Raw genomic sequence first — 23,529 nt, forward strand, 5'->3', positions numbered from 1 at the left:
GCCGGTAACCCGGTCAAGACCCCGGACACAACCCCGTCATGTACGCGTTTTCCCAACGCAACCTCTTTCGCAAGGAATTGCGGACTGCTAACCTCGCGTCACCCCCGGTCGGTCGGGGGCCGGCCACGGCCCCACGCGCCCGACCGACCGGGTTCCACTTCGTCGGCCCCACCCGGCCCCACCCGCTCTCCCCGCCCCTCCCCCCCGGGCCCGGGGCGCCGACCGGAGCCCACACGATCGCCCCCGGAACGACCCCGGGCCCCGGGGCGGAAACCGGTGGGGTTCCCGCCCCGGGGCCCGGGGGCGTGGACGGTCGGTGTCAGCGGGTGTCCCGGGGGACGAGGCCCGAGCGGGGTTGTGCCGTCGAGCCGCGCACCACCAGCTCGGGCTGGAAGACGAACTCGGTGTGGTGGACGGGATTCCCCCCGGTCTCCTCCAGCAGCGAGTTGACCGCCGCCCCGGCCATCGCCCGCACCGGCTGGCGCAGCGTGGTCAGCGGCGGGTCGGTGAACGCGAACAGGTCGGAGTCGTCGTACCCCACCACGGAGACGTCGCCGGGGACCTCCAGGCCCCGGCCACGCACCGCGCGGATCGCCCCCAGCGCCATCATGTCGCTGCCGCAGACGATGCCGGTACAACCGGCGTCCAGCAGCGCCGACGCGGCGGCCTGCCCGCCCTCCACACTGAAGAGGGTGTGCTGCACCAGGCCGGCCTCCATCGCCTCCGCCTCCGTCAGCCCGACCGCGCCGAGGAAGCCCTCACACTTGCGACGCACCGGCACGAAGCGCTCCGGACCCACCGCCAGACCGATCCGGCGGTGGCCCAGGTCCCGCAGGTGTCCCACCGCGATGCGGGTGGCGGCGGCGTCGTCCGGCGAGACGAAGGGGGCACGGACCCGCGGGTTGTAGCCGTTGATCAGGACGAACGGCACCCCCCGCCCCGCGAGGCGGGTGTAGCGGGAGGGGTCGGCACTGGTGTCGGCGTGCAGGCCGGAGAGGAAGATGACCCCGGTCACGCCGCGCTCGACGAGTTGCTCGACCAACTCGTCCTCGGTGGCCCCGCCCGGGGACTGGGTGCACAACACCGGGGTGTAGCCGTGCCCCGCCAGTGCCTGCTCGATCACCTGCGCGAACGCCGGGAAGATCGGGTTGGTCAGTTCGGGGATGACCAACCCCACCAGCCCGGCACTGCGCCGGCGCAGCCGCACCGGACGCTCGTAGCCGAGGACGTCCAGCGCGGCGAGCACCCGTTGTCGGGTGCCGGCGGCCACGCCCGACTTGCCGTTCAGCACCCGGCTGACCGTGGCCTCGCTGACCGCGGCCTGCTGGGCGATGTCGGCGAGCCGGGCGGGGGCCGCCGGCACCTCCGTCATGCGGCCCACCAGCCGGCGGTGTCGCCGGGGAGCGGGCCGGTTCCGTCGAAGTCCTCGTTGGAGATGAGGAGTTCGGCGTTCTCCGGCAGAATTCCGGCGAGTTCGGCGGGGGTGGTGCCGGTGTTGACGACGCAGATCACCGAGCGACCGACAGGGGTGGTGCGGCGGAAGGCCAGCACCCCGGCGGGGGCGTCCAGCCACTCCACCGCGTCGCCGGCGCCGAGGGCCGGGTGCTCGCGGCGGAGCGCCAGCGCGCTGCGGTACATCTCCAGGGTGGAGGTGGGGTCGCCGGTCTGCTCCTCCACCGACAGTTCGGCCCAGTCGGCCGGCTGGGGCAGCCAGCTGCCGCCCTCGCCGAAGCCCAGCGATTCGCCGCTCGGAGCCCAGGGCATCGGCACCCGACAGCCGTCGCGCAGGCCGTCCTGGCCGTTGTCCTTGAAGAAGGACGGGTCCTGGCGCACCTCGTCGGGCAGGTCGACGACCTCGGGCAGGCCGAGCTCCTCGCCCTGGTAGACGTAGGCGGAGCCGGGCAGCGCCAGCATCAGCAGGGTGGCGGCCCGGGCCCTCCGCAGGCCGCCGCCCAACCGGGTGCGGTGGCGCACCACGTCGTGGTTGGAGAGCACCCAGGTGGTGGGGGCGCCGACCGGCCGCATCGAGTCCAGCGAGGAGTCGATCACCCGTCGCAGGTCACCGGCGTCCCACCCGGTCATCAGGTAGTGGAAGTTGAACGCCTGGTGCAACTCGTCGGGGCGCAGGTACAGCGCGGTGCGGTCCTCGCTGGGGGTCCACGCCTCGGCGACGCCGATGCGCTGCCCCGGGTACTCGTCCAGGATCTCGCGCCAGGAGCGGTAGATCTCGTGGACGCCGTCCTGGTCGAAGAAGGGCAGCTGCTGGTTGCCCAGCAGCTTGAGCTGCCCGGCGGAGCCCATGTCGGGCAGGCCGGGCGCCTTGACCATGCCGTGGGCGACGTCGATGCGGAAGCCGTCCACCCCCATGTCGAGCCAGAACCGCAGCACCGAGCGGAACTCGTCGCGCACGGCGGGGCTGTCCCAGTTGAAGTCCGGCTGCTCGGGGGCGAAGAGGTGCAGGTACCACTCGCCGGGGGTGCCGTCCGGGTTGGAGGACCGGGTCCAGGCGGGGCCGCCGAAGATGGACTCCCAGTCGTTGGGGGGCAGTTCGCCGTTCTCCCCCTTGCCGGGGCGGAAGTGGTAGCGCTCGCGCAGCGGCGAGCCGGGGCCCTCGCGCAGGGCGCGCTTGAACCACTCGTGGTGGTCGGAGGAGTGGTTGGGGACCAGGTCGACGATCACCCGGAGACCCAGCTCGTGCGCGTCGCGGATCAGCGCGTCGGCGTCGTGGAGACCACCGAACATCGGGTCGATGGCCCGGTAGTCGGCGACGTCGTAGCCGGCGTCGGCCTGTGGGGAGGCGTAGAAGGGGCTGAGCCACACGGCGTCCACGCCCAGTTCGGCCAGGTACGGCAGGCGGGCCCGGACGCCGGGCAGGTCGCCCATGCCGTCGCCGTTGCCGTCGGCGAAGGAACGCGGGTAGACCTGGTAGATGACGGCTCCGCGCCACCAGTCCGCGCGGTCGTCGGTCACGGTCATGGCCTCGGCATGCGCGCCTGCGGGCCGGGAGCGGTCGGCGAGGTGCTGGGTCATGTCATCCCTGTGGTGTGTCGGGAGGGGGGACGGCCGGAGCCCGGTGGGTCCGGCCGGACCGCGCGGACGGGCGGGTCACGCCTTGGTGGCCCCGGCGGTGAGCCCGGCCTGCAGGTGCCGCTGGGCGTACCCGAAGACCAGGGCGGCGGGCACCGCGATGAGGACGGCGGCGGCGGTCATGTAATGCCAATCCTGGGTGTGCTGGTTGACGAAGGTCTGCAAACCACCCGCGAGGGTGAGGTTGCGCTCCCCGGTCATGAAGGCGGTCGCGTAGGCGACCTCCGCCCAGCCGGTGACGAAGCTGTAGAAGGCCGTCACCGCGATGCCGGGCTTGGCCAGCGGCATGATCAGTCGCCAGAAGGTCCCGAAGGGATTGAGCCCGTCCACCCGTCCGGATTCGTCGATCGCGATCGGGATGGAGTCGAAGAAACCCTTCATCATCCAGGCGCAGAACGGCACCGCGATCGTCAGGTAGGTGACGATCAGACCGACCGGCTGGTTGAGCAGTCCGTAGCGGGCCATGAGGTTGTACAGCGGCACGATCAGCACCGCCATCGGGAACATCTGGGTGAGCAGGAGGGTCCACATCAACGATCGCATGCCGGGGAATCTGAAGCGGCTGAGCGCGTACCCGGTGGTCGAGGAGATGAACACCCCCAGCACCGTGGTCAGGGTCACGATGAAGACCGAGTTCCCGAACCAGGTGAGGAAGGCGGTGTTGTTGACGACGTGGTCGTAGTTCTCCCACGTGAAGCCGGCGAACAGAGTGAGCGAGAACGTCTCCTGCCGGGGCTTGAAGGAGGTCACCAACAGCCAGAACGGCGGGAAGAGCGCGATGAACGCGGCCGCCAGCAGGCCCGCGTGCAGGCCGAGGGAGGCCAGTGGGCCGCGCTCGCCGCGCCGCCGCACGCGACGGGCGCGCCCGTCGGCGGGCGGGGCGCCGGCGCCGGCCGCCCCACCGGGGGCCGGGGTGCCGGTGACCGCGGTGACGGCCGGAGCCGCGTCGCCACCGGTGGGCGGAAGGGCGTCGCCCTCGCGGACCGCCGCCTCGTCACGGGTGCCGGATGCCTCCGGGGTCCCGGGGGTTCCCCGGGTGTCGCGGGTGTCCATGGTCACCACACCTCTCCCTGCTTGCGGAGCACCCGGCGGTAGACCAGGGCGAAGGCCACCAGCAGCAGCAGGATGAGCACGCCCCAGGTGGCGGACTCGGCGAAGTCCCGCGGGCTGCGCTGGAAGGCGAGCTTGAACGCCTCGGTGACCAGGATGTCGGTGGAGCCGGCGGGACCGCCGCCGGTGAGCAGGAAGATCACCGGGAACATGTTGAAGGTCCAGATGCAGCTGAGCAGGACCACCGTGGAGCTGACCGAGCGCACACCGGGCAGGGTGATGTTCCAGAACCGCTGCCAGGCGTTGGCGCCGTCCATCTCCGCCGCCTCGTAGTGCTCGGCGGGTATGGACTGCAGGGCTCCGAGCATCGCGATGAGCATGAAGGGCACGCCGAGCCAGACGTTGACCCCGATCACCGAGACCTTGGCCCAGAACGGGTCGGTCAACCAGGTCATCGCGCTCAGTCCGCCGCCCTCCAGGGCGGCGTTGAGGATGCCGTTGCGCTCGTTGAAGAGCATCCGCCAGGCGAAGATGGAGACGAAGGCGGGGATCGCCCACGGCAGGATCAACGCCATGCGGTAGAGCGCCCGGCCGCGCACGTGCCGGTTGAGCATGTTCGCCAGCACCAGGCCGATGGTGAAGGTGATCGCCACGCAGGCGACCGTCCACACGATCGTCCAGGTCAGGCGGTCCCAGAACTGGGAACCGCCCAGGACCGAGAGGTAGTTCTCCAGTCCGACGAACTCGTAGGTCGCCTCGATGGTGTTGACGCCGATCCGGCGCTCCACGTTCGCCTCGTTGGCGTTGGTGAAGGTCAGGTAGACGCCTCGGACCAGCGGCCACCCGATGATCACGGTGATCACCGCGACCACCGGCGCGATCATCGCCCAGGCGTACCAGTGGGTGGACAGTCCCCTGCGGAACCGTCCGGGCGGGGGCGGGGGCCCCTGCTTCCCGTTCCTCCCGGTCGCGCGGCCCGGGCCGGGGGCACCGTTCCCGGTGCCCCCGGCCGTCGTCACCGCCGACCGGCTGCTCGTGCCGGCCATGTGTCGGTCAGCCCCTCGTCTCTTCGGCTTCCAACCGTCGATTCACCTCGGACTCACTGCCAGTCGAGCAGGTCGCGGTAGCGGTCACCGATGGCGTCGGCGGTCTCCTCGGCGGTGGCGCGGCCCAGCAGCATGGCCTCGACCTCCTCGCCCAGCGGGTCGAACAGGGAGTTGGCCTCGGGGATCCAGGCGCGCTCGTGCGCGACCTCGACGGCCGGGGCGAAGAACTCGACCATCTCGTTGTTCGCGACCGAGTCGGCCTCGTAGACCGAGGAACGGGTCGGCAGGAGGCTCAGCTCCTCGGTGATGCGCTGCTGGACCTCGGCGGAGGCCATGTAGGCGACGAACTCGTAGGAGGCGTCGAGGTTGGCGGAGCCGGCGTAGACGCCGTAGTTCCAGCCGCCCTGCGGGGCGCCCTGCGCGGAGCCGCCGGCCGGGACCGGGGCGACGCCCAGGTTCTCCTCACCGATGGCTTCACGGGCGTCGTTGATCGCCCAGGGGCCGTTGATCATCATGGCGACGGAACCGTCACCGAAGGCGCCCATCATGTTCTGCCAGCCGTCGGTGGTGTCGGTGATGGCGGCGCCGGAGTCGAGCAGGTCCTGCACGGCCTCGAAGGCGGCCACGCCGGAGGCGTCGTCGATGGTGACGGTCTCGTTGTCGGCGTCGACCAGGTCGCCACCCTCGCCGTAGATGTAGGGCAGGAACCAGTAGGGGTCGTCACCGCGCAGGTAGAAGGGGGCGTCCAGGCCCTCGCCGGTGAGGGCCTCGGTGGAGTCCTTGAGGTCCTCGAGGCTCTCGGGCACCTCGACGCCGGCGGCGTCCAGCAGCTCCTTGTTGTAGAAGAGCGCCAGGGTGTCGATGACCTGCGGCACGGCGTAGGTGGTGTCGTTGAACTGGGTGCTGGCCCAGGCCTGCTCCAGGAAGTCCCCCTGGTCCTCGACGGCCGGGGTGTCGTCCAGCGGGGCGAGGTAGCCCAGGTTGGCGAAGTCGGAGACCCAGGCGACCTCGGTGCGCATCACATCGGGGGCCTCGTTGGCGCCGGCGGCGTTCTTGAACCGGTCCTGGGCCCCGTCCCAGCCGATGTTGACGTAGTCGACGGTGACCTCGGGGTGCTGCTCCGAGAACTCCTCGGCCACCGCCCGGAAGACCTCGGCCTCGGTCTCGTTGGAGGTGTCCCAGAAGGTGACGGTGCCGGACAGCCCCTCACCGGACCCCGAGTCGGAGCCGTTGGAACCGTTGTCCCCGCCGCCGCAAGCCGTTGCCGCAAGCGCCAGGGCCGCGATCACCGCCGTTGTCCCTATGCTGCGCCGCATGTGAACTCCTTCAAGCGTTTTGCCCTCTTCCGGGTGTTCCGGATGCGCCGGCACCCCCTCGCGTCGCTACTCCGCGGCGCCGGGCCGAGCAGGAACGTAACAGTGGGGCAATCGGTTTGGAAAGAGCTTGCGGCAACTTTCTGCAAACGATCGGCGCATCGTGTCGACGGGGTTCCGCTCCGCAGCCGTTGCTGCTACGTTCCCGGCCACCACCACGGTGGCGAACGCGGACCCGCGGGGCCGCCGAGACCCCCGCGGAACCCGTATGGCGAACCGGCAACAGCCGGTCGAGGGCACCGCGCGACCCCGCACCGGGGAGGGATCGCGGCGGCCGGAACGCGTGCCCGTCGGCACCGCCGGCGGTTGCTGCAAGTACTTACAGGCCGGAAGCGGTTCAGGGAAGGACCGTGACCGGGGAGATCTGCAAGGGCCCCGCACGCGCCCCGGTCCCGGGGACGCCCCCGGGCACGACGCGGCGGGGCGGGGCGAGGACGCGGGAGGCGGCGTGAACGGCATGAACGACACGGGGGATCCGGAGGGGTCCGGGGACACCGGGAACCCGGGGAACACCGGGGACCGGCTCGGCGGGCGACGGCCCGGCCGGGATTCCCGCCGGGCCGTCCCGGCGGGGGCGGCGCTCCTGGTGACGGTCCTCGCACTGCTCCCCCTGGCGGCCTGCGGGGCCGGTGACAGCGGTCCGGAGGCCGAGCCCGTCAGCGGTTCCATCACCTTCTGGGACACCTCCAACGAGACCGAGGCCCCCGTCTTCAACCAACTGGTGGCCGCCTTCCAGCGGGAGCACCCCGGCATCGACGTCGACCACGTCTCCGTGCCGTTCTTCGAGGCCGAGGAGCGGTACCTGGACGCGGTCGGCACCGGGTCCGCCCCCGACGTGCTGCGGGCGGACGTGGGGTGGACGGCGCACATGGTCGCGGGCGACCTGCTGGCGGATCTCACCGGCACCCCGGCCGAACCGGCCCCCGAGGAGTTCCTGGAGACCGCCGTGGACAGCGTCCTGTTCGGGGACGCGGTGTACGGCGCCCCGCAGGTCACCGACACCCTGGCACTGATGTACAACAAGGACCTCTTCGACCGCGCGGGCCTCACCCGCCCACCCCGGTACTGGTCGGAGACACAGGCATACGGCCTGACCGTCGCCGAGGCCACCGACGCCGAGGGGATCGTGCTCAACACCGACGGGTACTTCGCGCTGCCCTTCCTCCACGGCGAGGACACCGATCTCATCGACCCGGACGCGCGGACCATCACGATCGCCGGGGACGCCGCCGTGCGCGGCATATCCGCCGCCGCCTCCCTGGTGGAGTCCGGCGCGGCGCCGGCACCTCCGGAGAAGGACGCCTACGAGGCCATGCAGGGGGCGTTCAAACGGGGCGAGGCCGCCATGATGATCAACGGACCCTGGGCGGTGGCCGACCTGCTGGACTCCCCCGTCTTCGCCGACGGCGCCAACCTCGGCATCGCGCCGGTGCCCGCGGGCACCGGCGGCTCCGCCGGCTCCCCCACCGGCGGTCACAACCTGGTGGTCTCCGCCGGCACCCCGAACGCCACCGCCGCGCAGCTCTTCGTCTCCTTCATGACCGCCGCCGAGCAGCAGGAGAAGGTGGCCCTGGAATTGGGGTTGCTGCCGACCCGCAAGGCCGCCTACACCGACGCGGTGCTGGCCGACCCGGTCCGCAACGCCTTCTACTTCGCGCACACCAAGGCGGTGCCCCGCACGCCGCTGCCGGCGGGCTCACGGATGTTCGCCGACCTGCAGGAGGTGTACACCGACGTGCTGCGCGGGGGGACGACGCCCGCCGACGGCATGGCCGACCTCGCCCTGGACTGGCAGGGAGGGCTGCTGAACGACCACACCGTGGCGACGGCGGGCGCCTCCGGCGACTGAGCCGAGCCCACCGGCCCCACGTGCCGTCGGGCGGATTCCGACCGGGAGACGCCCGACGGCACGCACATTCCGGCTGAATCCCGGAAAATCACCGCCGCACGGTGGGCAGCGCCCCCGGTGACCGGTACAGTCCGATTTCGTGACCGCACGGCTTGCCGATATCGCAGCCCAGGCGGGGGTCAGCGAAGCCACGGTCAGCCGGGTCCTGAACGGCAAACCGGGGGTTGCCGCGGGCACCCGCGAAGCCGTGCTGGCCGCGCTCGATCTGCTCGGCTACGAGCGACCGGCCCGGCTGCGACAGCGCAGCGCGGGCCTGGTGGGTCTGATCATCCCCGAGCTGGAGAACCCCATATTCCCGGCCTTCGCACAGGTCATCGCACAGGCGCTGACCAGGCAGGGCTACACCCCCGTGCTGGCCACCCAGACGCCCGGGGGCTCCACCGAGGACGAACTCACCGGAATGCTCGTGGAGCGCGGCGTGGCGGGGATCATCTTCGTCTCCGGCCTGCACGCCGACACCACCGCCGACATGGAGCGCTACGAGCGTCTGCGCGGCCACGGCGTTCCGTTCGTGCTGGTCAACGGCTTCTCCCCGAAGGTCCGCGCCCCCTTCGTCTCCCCGGACGACCGGGCCGCGATGGGTCTGGCCGTCGCCCATCTGGCCTCGCTGGGGCATCGCCGCGTCGGTCTGGCCCTGGGGCCCGCCCGGTTCGTGCCGGTGCGGCGCAAGATCGAGGGCTTCGTCCGCGCCATGGCGAACGAGCTGGGGGTGGACGCGGCGGGGAGCGCGGAACTCGTCCAGCACTCCCTCTACACCCTGGAGGGGGGCCAGGCGGCCGCCTCCGCGCTCCTGGACCGCGGCTGCACCGCCGTGATCTGCGCCAGCGACATGATGGCCCTGGGCGCCATCCGGGCCGCGCGAGGACGCGGCCTCACCGTCCCCCGGGACGTCTCGGTGATCGGTTTCGACGACTCGCCGCTGATCGCCTTCACCGACCCGCCGCTGACCACCATCCGGCAGCCGGTCCCGGCCATGGGCCAGGCGGCGGTCCGGGCCCTGCTGGAGGAGATCGGCGGCACCCCGGCCCCGCACAGCGAGTTCGTCTTCCTGCCCGAGCTGGTGGTCAGGGGCTCCACCACCGCCGCCCCGGGGGGTGTCTCCCTCGCGGGGAGGACGAGCGGCGGCGAAGACCGTTCCCGGGGATGATCGACGGTTCACCCGGCTCTGGCAGACTGAGGTCCCATGGGGGAAACGGTTGCCGGAGTCGTCGGAGCGAAGGAAGACCAGCGGGTGAACACGGAGGCCGCGGGCGACACACCCCGTGAACGTCCGACGGGACGCGACCGGCCGTTCGCCCGACTGCGTGTCGCGCGCCGACCCCGCCTGTGGTTCGAGCTGCTGCTCATCGCCGTGAGCTACTCGGTCTACTCGATGATCCGCAACGCGGTGCCCGACCAGGAGGCCGTCGCCCAGCGGCACGCCCAGCTGATCTGGGACATCCAGCAGGCCATGGGGCTGGCCTTCGAGCAGGCCGTCAACCACGCCGTCAACGAGATCACCTGGCTGATCACCGGGGTGAACTACTTCTACGCGACCCTGCACTTCCTCGTCACCATCGGCGTACTGGTCTGGCTGTTCCGCAGCCACCCGGGGCGCTACGGGGCGACCCGACTGGTGTTGTTCGCCACCACCGGTGTGGCGCTGGTCGGCTACTACTTCTTCCCCCTCGCCCCGCCGCGCCTGATGGAGGGCATGGACTTCATCGACACCGGTCTGGTGCACGACACCTGGGGCTCGCTCTCCTCGGAGAGCATGCAGACGGTCTCCAACCAGTACGCGGCGATGCCCTCCATGCACATCGGCTGGTCGGTGTGGTGCGGGATCACCCTGGCGATGCTGGCCCGGCGACGATGGGTGCGGGTCCTGGGCGCGCTCTACCCGGTGGCGACGCTCTTCGTGATCGTGGCCACCGCCAACCACTTCTGGTTGGACGCGGTGGGCGGCCTGATCTGTCTGGCCTTCGGGTTCCTGGTCTCCACGCTCTGGTTCGGGCGGCTGTGCTACCGGCTGCCGCGCCGTCCCGTCGGGGAGGACACCCCCACCCATGTCGGGGATCACGCTCCCGGCGGTCCCACCCGGACCGGCGTCGCCGGGAAGGCGGGCGGCACCGGGGGCGCCTCCGGCGGCGAGGGCCGGGGGGACCGGGCATCGGCCCCGGAGCGGGTCGTGGACGATCGCGACATCCCCCGTCCGACGCGGAACGGGGGCCCGGAGGGCGCGGGCGGGGTGCGCGTCCACCTGCCGTTGGAGGTCGGTCGGGCCCCGGCTCCGCGTCCGCCGGCGATCTGACCGGCCGACCCGGGCGCGCCGGCCGGATCCTTCACCGACCCGCCGGGGACGGGAGGCCCGCCCGCCACCGGAGGTCGACCGAGCCCCTCACCGGACCACCCCGGGATCCGGGGACGGGAGGCCCGCCCTCCGGAGCGTCTCAGCTCCCGTAGAAGAGGTCCTCCATCACCACCCGGGCCCGCCGCGTGGTGCGCCGGTAGTCGTCGAGGAGCTCACCGCCGTGCCCGAGCGGATAGCCGAGGTAACGGGCGACCGCGCCCAGCTCCCGGCTCTCGTTGGGGAAGGTGTCACCCGGCCGGCCGCGCACCAGCATGACGGCGTTGCGCACCCGGCCGGCCAGCAGCCACGCCTCCTCCAGCACCCGGGCCTCCTCGTCGGTCAGCAGCCCCGCCCGATGGGCGGCGGTGAGCGCCGGGCGGGTGGAGGGGGTCCGCAGCTCCGGCAGCCGGGCGGCGTGCCGCATCTGCAGCAGTTGCACCGTCCACTCGACGTCCGACAGGCCGCCCCGGCCGAGCTTGGCGTGCAGCGTGGGATCCGCCCCGCGTGGCAACCGCTCGGCCTCCATCCGGGCCTTGAGGCGGCGGATCTCGCGGATCGCGTCGGCGTCGGGGCCGCCCTCCGGGTAACGCAGCGGGTCGATCAGCTCGACGAAGCGGCGCCCGAGATCGAGGTCCCCGGCCATGGGGGCCGCCCGCAGCAGTGCCTGGCTCTCCCAGGCCACGGACCAGCGACGGTAGTACGCCGCGTAGGAGGCCAGCGAGCGGACCAGGGGACCGGTGCGGCCCTCGGGGCGCAGGTCCGCGTCGATGAGCAGCGGCGGGTCGGTGGCCGGGATCTGGAGCAGGCGGCGCAGTTCGTTGGCGATGGCGAAGGCCGCCTTACCGGCCTCCTCCTCCGATACGCCCTCCCGGGCCTCGTGCACGAAGATCACGTCCGCGTCGGAGCCGTAGGCGGCCTCTCCCCCGCCGAACCGGCCCATGCCGACGACGGTCAGGCGCACCGGTGGTTCGGCGTCGCCGCTGTGGGCCCGCTCCGCCGCTCGCAGGGCACCGGCCACGGTCGCGGCGGTGATGTCGGCCAGGGCCCGGCCGATCCGGTCGAAGCGTTCGGGGTCCGCCACGCCGGGGACCGAGGGGGTGTCCTCCCCGTCGGCGGCGTCCGACCCGGCCGACGACCCGCCCCCCGGCCCGGTGGGTTCCGTCGGGCCGGGGTGCGCGGTCGGGTCGTCGGCGCGAACCGCGACGGGGGCGATGGCGTAGGCCTCGATCACGTCGGCCGCCGCCGTGCGGAACAGCTCGCGCCGGCGCACCCCGCGCACCGCGGTGACGGCCGCCCCGGGGTCGGCGTGCCGGCCGACGGCCGCCATCACCTCCTGGTCCAGGCTCCCCCGGCCGCGCGGCGTCAACCCCTCCTCCCCACCGAGGAGGGCGACCGCCTCGGGGGCTCGCAGCAGCAGGTCGGGGGCGAACCGGCCGGCGGAGAGCACCCGGGCGAGGTTCTCCGCCGCCGTTCCCTCGTCCCGCAGCAGCCGCAGGTACCAGGGGGTGGCGCCGAGGGCGTCGGAGACCTTGCGGAAGTTGAGCAGTCCTGAGTCCGGGTCGGCCGCGTCGGCGAAGCGGTCCAGCAGCACCGGCAGCAGGGTGCGCTGGATGGCGGCCTTGCGGCTCACCCCGGAGGCGAGGGCGCGCAGGTGGCGCAGAGCGGCGCCGGGATCGGCGTAGCCGAGGGCGATCAGGCGCTCCCCCGCGGCCTCGGGGCCGAGCCGGGCGGCGCCGGCCTCCAGTCGGGCCACCGCGTCCAGCAGGGGGCGGTAGAACAGCTTCTCGTGCAGCCGGCGGACCACGGAGGCGTGCCGGCGCCAGGCGGTGTGCAGCTCGGCGACGGGGTCGCGGTTCAGGCCGAGCGAGCGGCCCAGCCGGCGCAGCTCGCTCTCCTCCTCCGGCATCAGGTGGGTGCGGCGCAGGCGGAAGAGCTGGATGCGGTGCTCGACGGTGCGCAGGAAGCGGTAGGAGGTGTCCAGATCGGCCGCGTCGCGGCGGCCGACGTAACCGCCGGCGGCGAGCGCGGCGAGGGCGTCCAGGGTGGTGGGGCTGCGCAGGCCCGCGTCGTTGCGGCCGTGGACCAGTTGCAGGAGCTGGACGGCGAACTCCACGTCCCGCAACCCGCCCGGCCCCAGCTTCAGCTCCCGTTCCAGCTGCCCGGCGGGGATGGACTCCTCCACCCGGCGGCGCATCCGCTGCACGTCGGGGACGAAGTTCTCGCGGGCGGCGGCCTCCCAGACCAGGGGGGCGATCGCCTCGTGGTAGGCGGCGCCCAGGTCGGCGTCGCCGGCGACCGGGCGGGCCTTGAGGAGCGCCTGGAACTCCCAGGTCTTCGCCCAGCGCCGGTAGTAGGCCAGGTGGCTGCCGAGGGTGCGCACCAGGGGACCGTTGCGGCCCTCGGGGCGGAGGTTGGGGTCGACCGGCCAGATCGTCCCCTCGGCGGTGGTGTCCGAGCACAGCCGCATCATCCGGCCGGCCAGCCGGGTCGCGGCCTGCAGGGCGACGTGCTCCTCCACGCCCTCCGGGGGCTCGGCGACGAAGATCACGTCCACGTCGGAGACGTAGTTCAGTTCGCGCCCGCCGCACTTGCCCATGCCGATGACCGCCAGCCGGCACCGCGCGGCGTCGTCGGGGGTCTCCTCCCCCGCGATCCGCAGGGCCACCCGCAGGGTGGCGCCGGCCAGGTCGGCCAGTTCGGCGGCGGCCTCGGCGAAACCGTTGGTCCCGCTCATGTCCCGGGCGGCGATGAGCAACAGCGCCCGTCGGTAGGCCAACCGCAGGCCGTCGGCGTCCCGGGCCCCGGCGAGGGCGGTCTCGAAATCGGTGATGCCGGGGTGCAGCTCGGCGGCGCTGCGGAAGGCCGCCAGTGCCTCCCACTCGTCGGGGTGCCGAACCAGGTGGTCGCCGAGCGCCTCGGAGGAGCCCAGGACGGCGAGCAGGCGGTCGCGCAGGGGCTTGGCCGAGAGCACGGTGTCGACCAGGACCGACCGCCGGTCCGGCGGTTGCGCCTCGACGATGCGCGCCAACGAGCGGAGCGCCAGGTCGGGATCGGCGGTGGCGCCCAGCGCGTCGAGCAGGACCGTGTCACCGCCCCCGATGGTCCGGGGTTCGATGGTGTCCAGGAGCCGGACGGCGCCGGTGGGGTCGGTGAACCCCCGGCGCAGCAGTTGCCCGAACCGGCTGTCCCGTCGCCCGCCCTGCGACACGGTGGTTCTCCTTGGTTGCGTGGGGTGTGTGCCCGTTGCCCGTGGTCCCCGCCCCGCCGGGGGTGTTCCCGCCCCGGATGCGCCCGGCCCCCTCCCGGTCCCCCGGGAGGGGTGCCGGTCACGACACCGGGGGTTCTACAGCACCGGGAGGTTCTTGCGCAGCTCGAAGGGGGTGACCTCGGAGCGGTACTCCTCCCACTCCTGCTTCTTGTTGCGCAGGAACTTGTGTGCCGCTCCGGTGACCATGGGGGATGACGCCGAGCACCACCCTGATCAGCGGTTGAGCCGTCCTTGTTGGTCGTCGTTGGTCGTCGTTGGTCGTCCTTCCACGGCCCCCGGACGGCCCCGGAAGAGCGCGCTCAGGCTAACAGCCCGGGCCTCTCCTCTTCGGGCGCCCACGCCCGCACAACTGACGGCTCGCCTGTCGCGGATGCGCCCGAACAGCCGGTGAAGCGAGCTTCAGGGACAGCCTCACAGGTCGTCAGTCAGGCAAGTGGCCGACTGCCAGCAGATGAGAACTTGCGGCCAGTAGCTCGGGGTAGGGCTCCGCAAGCCGCGCAGCCATGAGGGCCGAGGAGAAGAATTCCTCGCTTGGCAGGTTGCCCGACTGTTGCTCGACAGCCTTGAGGAGTGACCAGGCGGGCCCCTCTATGCCGAAGACTTCCACATCGACCAACCCGGCCTCCCTCAGTTCTGCGGCCAACTCTTCAGCGCGATGGAAGTAGGCAACGGTGAATCTTCCTCGCCCGTCGTACACGGAGGAGGCGAGAATCCCGGAAACCGACTCTTGAAGTGACTCCACGTGCAACTTCCCCAACGCGGCGTGCTCGAAGAGAGAGGCGTAGCGATTGATGGCAGCCGCCGCGACCATGGCCCCGGAGCGAGCCACGCGAACCGCCTCGGCAAGTGCCTGTCGCCGATCCTCACGCTCCGGGAGGTGGTAGAGCGGCCCCAATAGGTGAATCACGTCGTAGGAGTCATCGGATGCCGGAAGGCTTCGTGCGTCCCCAACCGTGGCATTGCAGATCTCTTGGGCTTGCGCGACGTGCCGAGGCACCGGATCGACGAGATCGACGTGATACCCGTCTTCGACCAACCATCGCGCGTGAACGCCGGTACCTCCCCCTACGTCGAGTACCCGGGCAGGAGCGGAGGGCAAGAAACGACGGAGGAGTTCCTGCGTTCGCAGCATCTCAAGCCGCCCATCAGCGGAAGAGGCCAGCCTGACCCCTTCGTCTGCGACGTTCGAGTAGAAGTGCACGACTTCGGGCGACATCTTCGGATGAGACATGTGAGCAGTATGCTTTGTACCGGTGGACCGGTCCAGCCTGCCAATCCCTGTGAGGAACCATGGCGCTACTGAAGTACGAAGAGATTGCAGCCTCCCTGAATTCCCGCATCGAAAAGGGTGAGTTCCCGCCGGGTGAACTACTCCCCTCCGGACGCGACCTTGCGGAGCAGTGGCAGGTCTCGCGGGCAACCGTGATCAAGGCAATGGACGTCCTGCGCAACGATGGCGTAGTCGAGGCCAAGCAGGGCGCCGGGTTCATGGTGGTCGAAACGCCTGTGGGCCGCCCCGCCGGGAACCGGCGCCCCGGCGCCCCTCGCACGACCGGCGGCATGCCTTTCACGAGAGTGGGAGCTCCCGAGCGCGTGCTGCCACCTCCTCACGTGGCCGCCGCACTTGACCTGGGCGAGGCCATGGAAGCGCTGCGCCGCGTGCGATTGATGAAGCAGTCGGACGGAACCCCCCACAGCTACATCGAAGCCTGGTTTCCCGCAGAGATCGCCGACGCGGCACCACGCCTGGAGCAGCACGCGCCCATCACGGAAGGAACCACTCGATACGTCCAGCGACGGACCGGGCGACACCCCGTCGAAGGAACGGACGTGACCACCGTGCGCATGGCCACGGAGATCGAGTCCCACCACCTGCTTCTCACCGAGCCCACTCCCGTGGCCGTCGTACTGCACACCGCTCGCGACCAAGAGGGGCGTCCCCTGGTGTGTGAAGAGGGGGTCACGCCGGGGCCCCTGTGGGAGCAAGTGGAGACGTACCCGATGTAACTTCCTCAGAGAAATCAAGCTGGACCGGTCCACCGGTTCAGCTTTTTTCTTGCCCATCCTAGAGCTTCTACCTGCGAAAACACCCACCCTCGGCAACCCTGCGACTCCGAGCAGCTTGACTGGACCGGTCCACCGGTCCAGTCTATTCCTGTGGTCGACGACCACTCGGAGGGGCCTTCTTCGGGCTGCCTTCCGGCGAAGAGGGCGGGGACGCTGCGATCCCGCCAAAGGCCAGGTGAGCAGGGCTTCGGCCCGACTGGCGAGGTGGCCCGGTGACCGCGAGCAACGGCCGGAGTGTGGGGACCACGAGTCCCCCTTGCAGTGCTCAACCCCTGCCCGAACGAGGAGAGGAAGGCCCGTGATCCGACGAAGACCCGGGGCGGGTGCGGCGTGCCGGACCGGCCCTGCACCCGATGCCTGTGTGTCCCGCCCCTCGCCGTGAAGCCGGGATAGCCGGTGGCCAGGGGCCCGGTGCGTCGAGCGCACTCGATCCCCGGCAGCCCTCCGGACCGCGACGCCCGCGGCTCCGGTCCTGCCGGGCGGTCGTGACCGCTCGAACCGATCGGTCACCACCAGGTGCGCCCCCGAAGTAGCAGCTTCGGGGGCGCGCGCCACAGGAATGACCTGGAAGGACTCCCTGTGAACGTCTTCATCATCGCATCCGCCACCACCGCGCTGACCGACAAGGAGCGTGAGGAGCAGCGGCGCGAGGAGTTGCGGCGCAAGGTCGCCGAGCGCAACGAGCAGTCCCGTCGCGACGCCCAGCTCAAGGGCAACCGTCGCTGACCGCCCGACCATTCAGCCCACCCGTGGCGCCCCACCCCGGATCGGGGGGTGGGGTGCCACGGTGTGTTCCGACAGGAGAGACCTGCTGTGAAGAGCTTCATCGGTCGGCACGAGGTGCGCGACCACCACGACTACCTCGAACTCTCGCTTGGCACCGACCCGGCCCTGTGGTTGGGCGTGGAGGGGGAGAGCGCGAGCGAGCGGGCGGCCCGGCTGGATGCCGGGTTGGACATCCTGGCCGATGACCCCGACCTGGCCCCGGCCGTGGTCGCGGTCATCACCGAGGCCATCACCCACCGCCCCGGCCCCCTGGCCACCCTCCCGACCCCGGTCGGGGGTGTGCGATGAACCAGCCGACCACCACGGCGGCCGGGACCGCCCGGGCCGCCGCCGAGGCCATCCGCACGCTCAACCACCTGACCTTCCGGCCCGATGAGCGGGCCCAGTGGGAGATGCCGGGGGATGTCTACGACGTGATCGGCGCCCTGGCCTACCTGGTCGGGCGCCTGCCCCAGACCCTTGGTCAGGCGAGCGAGTTGCTGGAGTCCCTGCACGGCACCGGGCGGCTGCGGCACGACTCCGGTGACGGCGAGCAGCCGGCCGCCGACGTCGCCGCATTCGGGGTCGAGACTCGGGAGGCCGCGGGCACCGCCGGGCGCCTGGCCGATGGTCTGCGGCACGCCCATGCTGCCCTGGCCCGCATCGGCTACCGGGAGGAGCGATGAGCGGGCAGACGCCGGGGGGAACCCGGCTGACCCGGGTGCAGAAGGTCGTGTTGACGGCGGCGTTCGTGCCGATGTTGGCCACCGGCATCGCGGGTGGGATCGGGACGTACAGCAACATCGAGTCCGCCTACGGCTCGGGCACCGCGATGGGCGCGGTGGCCGCCGGTGAGGGCGCCACGGCCGTGTTGGCGCTGGTGCTGCTGGGGCTGACGCTGTTGGGGCAGTCCTCCCCGGCGGTGGTGCGGGCGGGGCTGTGGCTGCTCCCGGCCGCCGCGTCCGCGATGTCGTTGACGGCCGCCGAGGACCCGGGGCAGATGATCGTCTACGCCATCACCCCGATGGGCATGACCGTGGCCGCCGAGGGCATGGCCTTCCTCGCCCGGCGGATCGTGGTCCACCAAAACGGCGGCCGGGACGTGGAGGCCGACGCCCGGGCGGCGGCGGTGGTCCAGGAGTTGGCCTACCACCGGGCCCGCGCCACCTCCCACCCCGACACCCGCAAGCGCAAGGCATCCGAGCGGCGGGCGTGGAAGCTCGCCCGCCGGGTCGGCCGGGACGACCCCGCCCTTGCCGGTCGGCTGCTGACCATCCAACGCGACCGACTCCAGTCGGGCGCGGACGCCGCCCTGGCCGCCATGTTCGGCGGCACCCCCACCACCCCGACCGAGGTCCCCACCGGGGTTCCGGTGCTGCCGGTGACCACCCCGCTCCCGGCAGTGGAGGCCGCCCCGGTCGACGCGATCGCGAATGCGGAGGAATCCACACGGACAACCGCAAAGTGGTCGCCCCCTGGCCTGCCCGAACAGCCGTCCGTCCCCGGGGCCGGGTCCGAGTCGGTCGCCCCGCCGGTCGGGCCCGACTCCGAGTCCGGGAGCGCTTCGGTCGCTCCCGACTCCCCGCCCCGACCGCTGGTGGCCGCCGCCGACCGACCCCGACCGAGTCGGGTCACCACACCGGTGCCGCCGTCCGCGACCCGCACAGCTGTGCCGCGCCGCTCGTGGGACCAACTCCTGACCGACGCCCGGACGGTGACCGACGGGTGGAGCGATGAGGCGTTGACCGCCAACGCCATCCGACAGGCGGTGCGCACTTCCGCCGACAATGCCCGCAAGCTGCGCGAGGCGCTGCGCGCCGAGCGTGCCGAGAGGGTGAGCGCGGCGTGATCCGGCGTCGTGTGCTGGACCTGTGCTGCGGCGCGGGGGGTGCGGGGCGGGGCTATGCCGAGGCCGGGTACGAGGTCACCGGCGTGGACATCCGCCCCCAGCCGAACTATCCCTACCGCTTCGTTCTCGCGGACGCGATCGGCCACCTGGCCGACCTGATCGCCACCGGGGGGATCGAGCGCTACGACCTGGTGCACGCCTCCTGGCCGTGTCAGACCTTCGCCCGGGTCACCGCCTGGCGCGGCTCCCGCGACTCCCATCCGGATCTGCTGACCCCGGGCCGGGAGCTGTTGGAGCGGTGCGGGCGGCCGTGGGTGATGGAGAACGTGCCCGAGGCCCCGATCCGCCCGGACTACCTGTTGTGCGGCTCGATGTTCGGCCTGAACATCCGCCGCCACCGGGCGTTCGAGACCTCCTGGGGCGGGGGCGGGGAACTCCTCCCGCCCTGCTGGCACCACCCCCGCATCCTGCCCTTCGCCCACAAGGGCGAGCGCGCCTACGCGGACGCCATGGGCTGCACCTGGATGACCAACACCGAGGGCCGCCAGGCCATCCCACCCGTCTACACCCAATGGATCGGCCACCGCGCGATCGACCACACCACGGCGGTGAGCACGCCGTGAGGCCCACCGCACGGACCGAGGTCCACGACCCCGACGGCACCCGGTACGGGATCCCCACCTATCAGTGGCGGGCCGCTCCGGACGGCTTGGCCACCCGCCGACAGCTTCGGGCGGCCGGGTTGCGGCCCGGTGGTCAGGAACCGGCGGCGCAGGTGATGCGCCTGCGCCGCCGGGGCCGGGCCCCGCTGGTCGGCCACCTCTACGCCATCGAGCGTGCCAAGCCGGTCCGTCCCATGACCCCGGGCCGGTGGCGGGCGATCGAGGCCGCCCTGCTCGCGCGCCGTACCTGTCCCGACTGCGGGCGGGTCGCGGACTACTGCATCCCCACCTCGCTCGGCATGTGTGTGCCGTGCGCCTATCCCACCGTGACCGCCCCGAGCGAAGGAGAACGACTGTGAGCACCTGGCCCACGGGCACGGTCGCCCGTTACCTGACCGTCGGCACCGCGACCGTCGACGTCACCGAGGTCGCCGCCTACCCCAGCGTGGAGGGCCCCACCGAGACCGTCGCACTGTGCGGCGGGTGCGGTGAGCGCCACGTCCGCGACTGGGGCTTCGACTTCGAGGCCCGGGACCGGGGAGAGGACCAGAGCGAGCGGCTCGACTCCGGTGGCGCAGGCGCCACCGCCGGGGCCCGGCGGTGGGCGCAGAGCCACGCCGAGCGTTGCCGGGCCCTGCCCAAGCCGGAGGCCGGGCGGTGAGCGCCTGGCCCCATGGGGCGGTGGCCCGACTGCTGACGGTTGGGGGTGCGTCGGTCGACATCGTGCAGTACGCCGACGGCCGCCTGGTCGCCGTGTGCACCGGCGCGTGCTGCCCCTGGGAGAAGGCCACCGGCGTTCGGCTGCCCGACGGCACGGTGGACGTCGCCTCCGGCCTGCCGGTGCTCATCCCGGCCGCGCAGGAGCACGCCGCCAACTGTCGCCTGATGCGCCGCTGCTGACGGCTGCCCGATCCGCCGGTCGCGTACCGGCGGTGAGGGGAGCCGGGACAGCCCCGGCCGACACCGACAGGAGAAACCCGTGTTCCACCGTATCGAGACGCTCGTCTCCCGCACCGCCCGGTGGCACCACCCGCACTTCATCGCCGCCGAACCGACCCGTGAGGGCGGCATCGACTTCGAGTTCGGGCCGTTCGACGGCACCGAGCCGGAGCCGGTTCGGCCCGACACCCGCGTGCCCGGCAACAACATCCCGGGGCCCGATGACCACGAGTTCCTGCGCCTGATGTACGAGCGCGCCCACCGGGAGTGGCAGGACGCCCGGGACGCCACCGAGGCATTCGAGCCCGAGACCCGCGCCCGCTACCTCACCCTCGCCGGTCAGCACCTGGCCGACCGCTCCCTGACCACCGACGTCATCGACCGGGGCACCGAGTGGGAGCCCCACCCCTACACCTGGGAGTGCCAGGGCTGCCCCGGCCCGGGCGAGGGCGCGCAGTACCTCGCCGACGCCGAACGGTCCGCCGCCGCCCACGCCGCCGCCTGTCGCGGCATCCCCGTCGCCTGACTCGAAAGGAGCACATCAACCATGAGCACCCCGAGGTTCACCCCGGCCGAGAAGGCCGCCCGGATCGCGACCGTGTGCGGCTACCTGGGCGGTGTCGGTGACCGCGACCGGCACCTGAACCGGATGGACACCCTCAACGAGCGCGGTCGGCTGCGGGCGGTCGAGGAGGCCGCCGCCTGGCAGGTCGAGCACCAGGAGGCCACCGCGTTGTTGGCCGCCGCCCGGGTGGCCGAGCGGGCCGCGTCCCGCGAGGCCCGCAAGGACGCGCGGGCGGCGGTCAAGGAGGCCGAGGCCCGCGTCAAGCGTCTGGAGCGCTGTCGCCCGCGCGGTTGATTGCGCCCCGGGGACGGCTGCCCGCCTGGCAGCTCGCGGCCGTCCCCGGGCCCCGGTTCCCAACGACTGAGAACAGGAGAACACCAGCATGACCGATACACAGGCCGCGCCCGGTCACCGGGCGCCGATTCCCACCGGCCGGACCCGGGTTTCCCTGGCCAAGCCGGGTGACCGGATGGCCCGGGTGGTGCGACTGCACCCCGAGCGCGAGAACGCCGGGAACGCGACGGCTCAGGAGCCCGCGGCTTCGGCACCCCGCCGCCGCATCACGGTGGCCTACCGGGCGGTGGCGTCGGCGGTGCGCGATGAGCGCACCCGCACCGTGGCCCGGTTCACCGCCCGCCACACCCTCTACCTCGCCGGTGGGGTGCGGGTGGTCGCCCGCCGGGCGTGGTCGGCGCGCACCGCCGCCCGCTACGAACGCGCGATGGAGGCCGCGCAGGCAGCCGGGCTGCACGAGCAGGCCATGGTGTGGGAGGAACGCGGCCGGGCCTTCCGTGCCGCGCGGCACCAGCGTCGCATGGACCTGCTGTCCGCACCGGCCAAGCTCGCGCGCGGCCTGGTCGTCGGCGGGGCGGCCGGGGCCGGGGTGCTGCTGGCCCTGGGCGGGGCGCTGGCCTGGGCCACCGGGAGTTGGGCCGATGTGCTGACCCCGACCCTGGCCGTGATCCGCCTGGTGCACTGGACGGCCATCGTGATCGGTGTGGTGTGGGGCCCGGTCGTGGCCGCCGCCCCCTGGCTGGCCCTGACCGCGTTGTGGGCGATCGGTCGCCGCGCCCACACCGCTCCCGCCTGGGCCCTGCCCGCCGCCCAACGGGCGGCCGGGGACGCCGGGGCTCCGATCACCCCCTCGATCGTGGTCACCGCCCTGCGCGATGTCGGCATCCCGGCGCTGCGCAAGGCCATCAAGGAGATGGGCGACCACGGCGCGCAGATGCTCTCCCCCATCGTGATCGCCGGATGCGGCGTCGAGGTGGATGTGACGCTCCCTTCCGGGGTGTCCACCGAGGAGGTGCAAAAGCGGCGCAAGAAGCTCGCGGAGAACCTCAACCGGCACGAGCACGAGGTGTTCATCACCATCCCCACCGCCGCCCGCACCGTGCGGCTGTGGATCGCCGACTCCGGGGCGCTGGACGAACCCATCGGTCCCTCCCCGTTGGCCATCGACCCCGACATCACGGCCGACTACAAGAGCGGCCGTGCCCCGTGGGGTCAGGACCTGCGCGGGGACGCCGCCGCCCTGTCGGTCTTCCAACGGCACCTGTTGATCACCGGCCTGTCGAACCAGGGCAAGACCGCCTCGCTGCGGGCGGTCGCGCTGTGGCTGGCCCTGGACCCCACCGTTGAACTGCGCATCGCCGATCTGAAGGGCGTGGGCGACTGGTCGATGTTCGCCGGCCTGGCCACCACCTTGATCGAAGGGCCGACCGATGAGCACGTCATCGAGGCCACCGAGATGATCGAGGAGGGCGTCGCGGAGATGGAGCGGCGCCTGCTGGCCCCCCGGGGCACAACGTTCGCGCCCCTGGTGCTGCTGGTCGATGAGGCGCAGGTGGCGTTCATGTGCCCGGCCGTCGGCGAGGACAAGCGCCCCTATGGCGGGACCAAGGCCACCAGCCGGTACTTCAACGCCGTCCGCAAGATCCACAACCAGGGTCGGGCGGTGTCGGTGACGCTGTGGCAGGGCACCCAGGACCCCACCAACGACAACCTGCCCAAGCTGGTGCGCGAGGGCGCCCACATCCGCGCCTCGCTGGTGCTGGGCACCGAGGAACAGGGCCGCATGGCGCTGGGCGACAAGGCCGTCGACGGCGGCGCGGCCCCGCACAAGCTGCGCCAGGGCCTGGACAAGGGCACGGTCGTCGTGGCCGGGGACGGCATCAAGGTCCCCGGCTCCCAGAGCAGCATCACCGTGCGCACCCACTTCATCGACGACACCACCGCCGAGGAGATCGCCACCCGCGCCAAGGACCGGCGCGGCGGCCTGGTGACCACCGCCACCGCGGCCACCGACGAACCCGCCGACCACCTCGCCGACATCGCCGCCGTGCTCGGGGACGCCAAGCGGATGCGCACCGACCAGGTGCGCCAACGCTTGGCCGAACGCAACCCGGGCGAGTACCGGGCCTGGACCGCGCAGCGGCTCGCCGCCGTCCTGGAGACGGCCGGGGCCGACGCCTACAAGTCCGGCGGGGTGATGGTCGTCTCCCGCGAGCGGGTCCGCGACGCCCTCGCCGCACGGGACGAGAACCCCACCGAATCCCACTGAGAGTGAGGGGAGGCGGTCGGGGAGGCGGGGAGAACTCCCCACCCACCTCCCCGACCC

At 72.3% G+C, this 23,529-nt stretch carries 21 protein-coding genes and 2 pseudogenes; 15 read left to right on the forward strand and 8 right to left on the reverse strand.

Annotated features, from left to right (window positions below; genetic code table 11):
• Positions 1-319: 319 nt before the first annotated feature.
• The 5 genes from LZF96_RS15860 to LZF96_RS15880 form a co-directional block, all read right to left on the reverse strand.
• A complete protein-coding gene (locus LZF96_RS15860; RefSeq protein ID WP_233872194.1) occupies positions 320-1,372 on the reverse strand; it encodes a LacI family DNA-binding transcriptional regulator in 1,053 nt (350 codons plus the stop codon).
• Positions 1,369-3,030 (reverse strand): glycoside hydrolase family 13 protein, encoded by a 1,662-nt coding sequence (locus tag LZF96_RS15865; RefSeq protein WP_374203251.1) that lies wholly within the window; start codon positions 3,028-3,030, stop codon positions 1,369-1,371. Before LZF96_RS15865 ends, LZF96_RS15860 begins: the two co-directional genes overlap by 4 nt.
• A 75-nt stretch (positions 3,031-3,105) precedes the next feature.
• Positions 3,106-4,146 (reverse strand): sugar ABC transporter permease, encoded by a 1,041-nt coding sequence (locus tag LZF96_RS15870; RefSeq protein ID WP_233872198.1) that lies wholly within the window; start codon positions 4,144-4,146, stop codon positions 3,106-3,108.
• Positions 4,143-5,183 carry a carbohydrate ABC transporter permease gene (locus LZF96_RS15875; RefSeq protein ID WP_233872201.1) on the reverse strand — a complete coding sequence of 347 codons (1,041 nt, stop codon included), beginning with the start codon at positions 5,181-5,183 and terminating at the stop codon, positions 4,143-4,145. Before LZF96_RS15875 ends, LZF96_RS15870 begins: the two co-directional genes overlap by 4 nt.
• A 53-nt stretch (positions 5,184-5,236) precedes the next feature.
• Complete coding sequence (locus LZF96_RS15880; protein WP_233872204.1) at positions 5,237-6,499, reverse strand: extracellular solute-binding protein; 1,263 nt, start codon at positions 6,497-6,499, stop codon at positions 5,237-5,239.
• A gap of 514 nt (positions 6,500-7,013) precedes the next feature.
• Here LZF96_RS15880 and LZF96_RS15885 point away from each other — a divergent pair.
• The 3 genes and pseudogenes from LZF96_RS15885 to LZF96_RS15895 all read left to right on the forward strand — a co-directional run.
• A complete protein-coding gene (locus tag LZF96_RS15885; protein ID WP_233872207.1) occupies positions 7,014-8,405 on the forward strand; it encodes an extracellular solute-binding protein in 1,392 nt (463 codons plus the stop codon).
• A 139-nt stretch (positions 8,406-8,544) separates the two neighbouring features.
• The gene (locus tag LZF96_RS15890; protein ID WP_233872210.1) at positions 8,545-9,612 is read left to right on the forward strand and encodes a LacI family DNA-binding transcriptional regulator; all 1,068 of its coding nucleotides are present in this window, start codon (positions 8,545-8,547) and stop codon (positions 9,610-9,612) included.
• A 36-nt stretch (positions 9,613-9,648) separates the two neighbouring features.
• Positions 9,649-10,482 (forward strand): annotated as a pseudogene (locus tag LZF96_RS15895) (phosphatase PAP2 family protein); the annotation flags it as partial.
• A 412-nt stretch (positions 10,483-10,894) separates the two neighbouring features.
• On the opposite strand, the gene LZF96_RS15900 reads toward LZF96_RS15895, so the two are convergent.
• From LZF96_RS15900 to LZF96_RS15910, 3 genes and pseudogenes are all read right to left on the reverse strand, one after another.
• Entirely contained in the window at positions 10,895-14,002 is a 3,108-nt protein-coding gene (locus LZF96_RS15900; RefSeq protein ID WP_233872213.1) for a bifunctional [glutamine synthetase] adenylyltransferase/[glutamine synthetase]-adenylyl-L-tyrosine phosphorylase, read from the reverse strand.
• A gap of 135 nt (positions 14,003-14,137) precedes the next feature.
• A pseudogene (locus LZF96_RS15905) lies at positions 14,138-14,224 on the reverse strand (glutamine synthetase); the annotation flags it as partial.
• A gap of 259 nt (positions 14,225-14,483) precedes the next feature.
• On the reverse strand, positions 14,484-15,293 hold the full coding sequence (locus tag LZF96_RS15910; protein ID WP_233872216.1) for a bifunctional 2-polyprenyl-6-hydroxyphenol methylase/3-demethylubiquinol 3-O-methyltransferase UbiG: 810 nt from the start codon (positions 15,291-15,293) through the stop codon (positions 14,484-14,486).
• A gap of 59 nt (positions 15,294-15,352) precedes the next feature.
• On the opposite strand from LZF96_RS15910, the gene LZF96_RS15915 reads away from it, so the two are divergent.
• From LZF96_RS15915 to LZF96_RS15970, 12 genes are all read left to right on the forward strand, one after another.
• Positions 15,353-16,069, forward strand: a complete 717-nt coding sequence (locus LZF96_RS15915; RefSeq protein ID WP_233872219.1) for a GntR family transcriptional regulator — start codon at positions 15,353-15,355, stop codon at positions 16,067-16,069.
• Between the two features lie 639 nt (positions 16,070-16,708).
• A complete protein-coding gene (locus LZF96_RS15920) occupies positions 16,709-16,855 on the forward strand; it encodes a hypothetical protein (RefSeq protein WP_233872222.1) in 147 nt (48 codons plus the stop codon).
• 87 nt (positions 16,856-16,942) lie between these two features.
• Positions 16,943-17,203, forward strand: a complete 261-nt coding sequence (locus tag LZF96_RS15925; protein WP_233872225.1) for a hypothetical protein — start codon at positions 16,943-16,945, stop codon at positions 17,201-17,203.
• On the forward strand, positions 17,200-17,580 hold the full coding sequence (locus LZF96_RS15930) for a hypothetical protein (RefSeq protein ID WP_233872228.1): 381 nt from the start codon (positions 17,200-17,202) through the stop codon (positions 17,578-17,580). Before LZF96_RS15925 ends, LZF96_RS15930 begins: the two co-directional genes overlap by 4 nt.
• Complete coding sequence (locus LZF96_RS15935; protein WP_233872231.1) at positions 17,577-18,743, forward strand: conjugal transfer protein; 1,167 nt, start codon at positions 17,577-17,579, stop codon at positions 18,741-18,743. The genes LZF96_RS15930 and LZF96_RS15935 overlap by 4 nt, the downstream gene beginning before the upstream one ends.
• Positions 18,740-19,366: a DNA cytosine methyltransferase gene (locus LZF96_RS15940; RefSeq protein WP_233872235.1), complete on the forward strand. Its 627-nt coding sequence runs from the start codon at positions 18,740-18,742 to the stop codon at positions 19,364-19,366. The genes LZF96_RS15935 and LZF96_RS15940 overlap by 4 nt, the downstream gene beginning before the upstream one ends.
• On the forward strand, positions 19,363-19,764 hold the full coding sequence (locus tag LZF96_RS15945; protein ID WP_233872238.1) for an RRQRL motif-containing zinc-binding protein: 402 nt from the start codon (positions 19,363-19,365) through the stop codon (positions 19,762-19,764). Before LZF96_RS15940 ends, LZF96_RS15945 begins: the two co-directional genes overlap by 4 nt.
• The gene (locus LZF96_RS15950; protein ID WP_233872240.1) at positions 19,761-20,066 is read left to right on the forward strand and encodes a hypothetical protein; all 306 of its coding nucleotides are present in this window, start codon (positions 19,761-19,763) and stop codon (positions 20,064-20,066) included. Before LZF96_RS15945 ends, LZF96_RS15950 begins: the two co-directional genes overlap by 4 nt.
• Complete coding sequence (locus LZF96_RS15955) at positions 20,063-20,305, forward strand: hypothetical protein (RefSeq protein ID WP_233872243.1); 243 nt, start codon at positions 20,063-20,065, stop codon at positions 20,303-20,305. Before LZF96_RS15950 ends, LZF96_RS15955 begins: the two co-directional genes overlap by 4 nt.
• Before the next feature lie 79 nt (positions 20,306-20,384).
• Positions 20,385-20,870, forward strand: coding sequence for a hypothetical protein (locus tag LZF96_RS15960; protein ID WP_233872246.1), 486 nt, complete (start codon positions 20,385-20,387; stop codon positions 20,868-20,870).
• 21 nt (positions 20,871-20,891) lie between these two features.
• Positions 20,892-21,203, forward strand: a complete 312-nt coding sequence (locus LZF96_RS15965; protein WP_233872249.1) for a hypothetical protein — start codon at positions 20,892-20,894, stop codon at positions 21,201-21,203.
• Between the two features lie 175 nt (positions 21,204-21,378).
• On the forward strand, positions 21,379-23,472 hold the full coding sequence (locus LZF96_RS15970) for an ATP-binding protein (RefSeq protein WP_374203252.1): 2,094 nt from the start codon (positions 21,379-21,381) through the stop codon (positions 23,470-23,472).
• Positions 23,473-23,529 lie beyond the last annotated feature (57 nt).

The sequence above is a fragment of the Streptomyces sp. ST2-7A genome (assembly GCF_021390475.1).
Classification (GTDB): Bacteria; Actinomycetota; Actinomycetes; order Streptomycetales; family Streptomycetaceae; genus Streptomyces.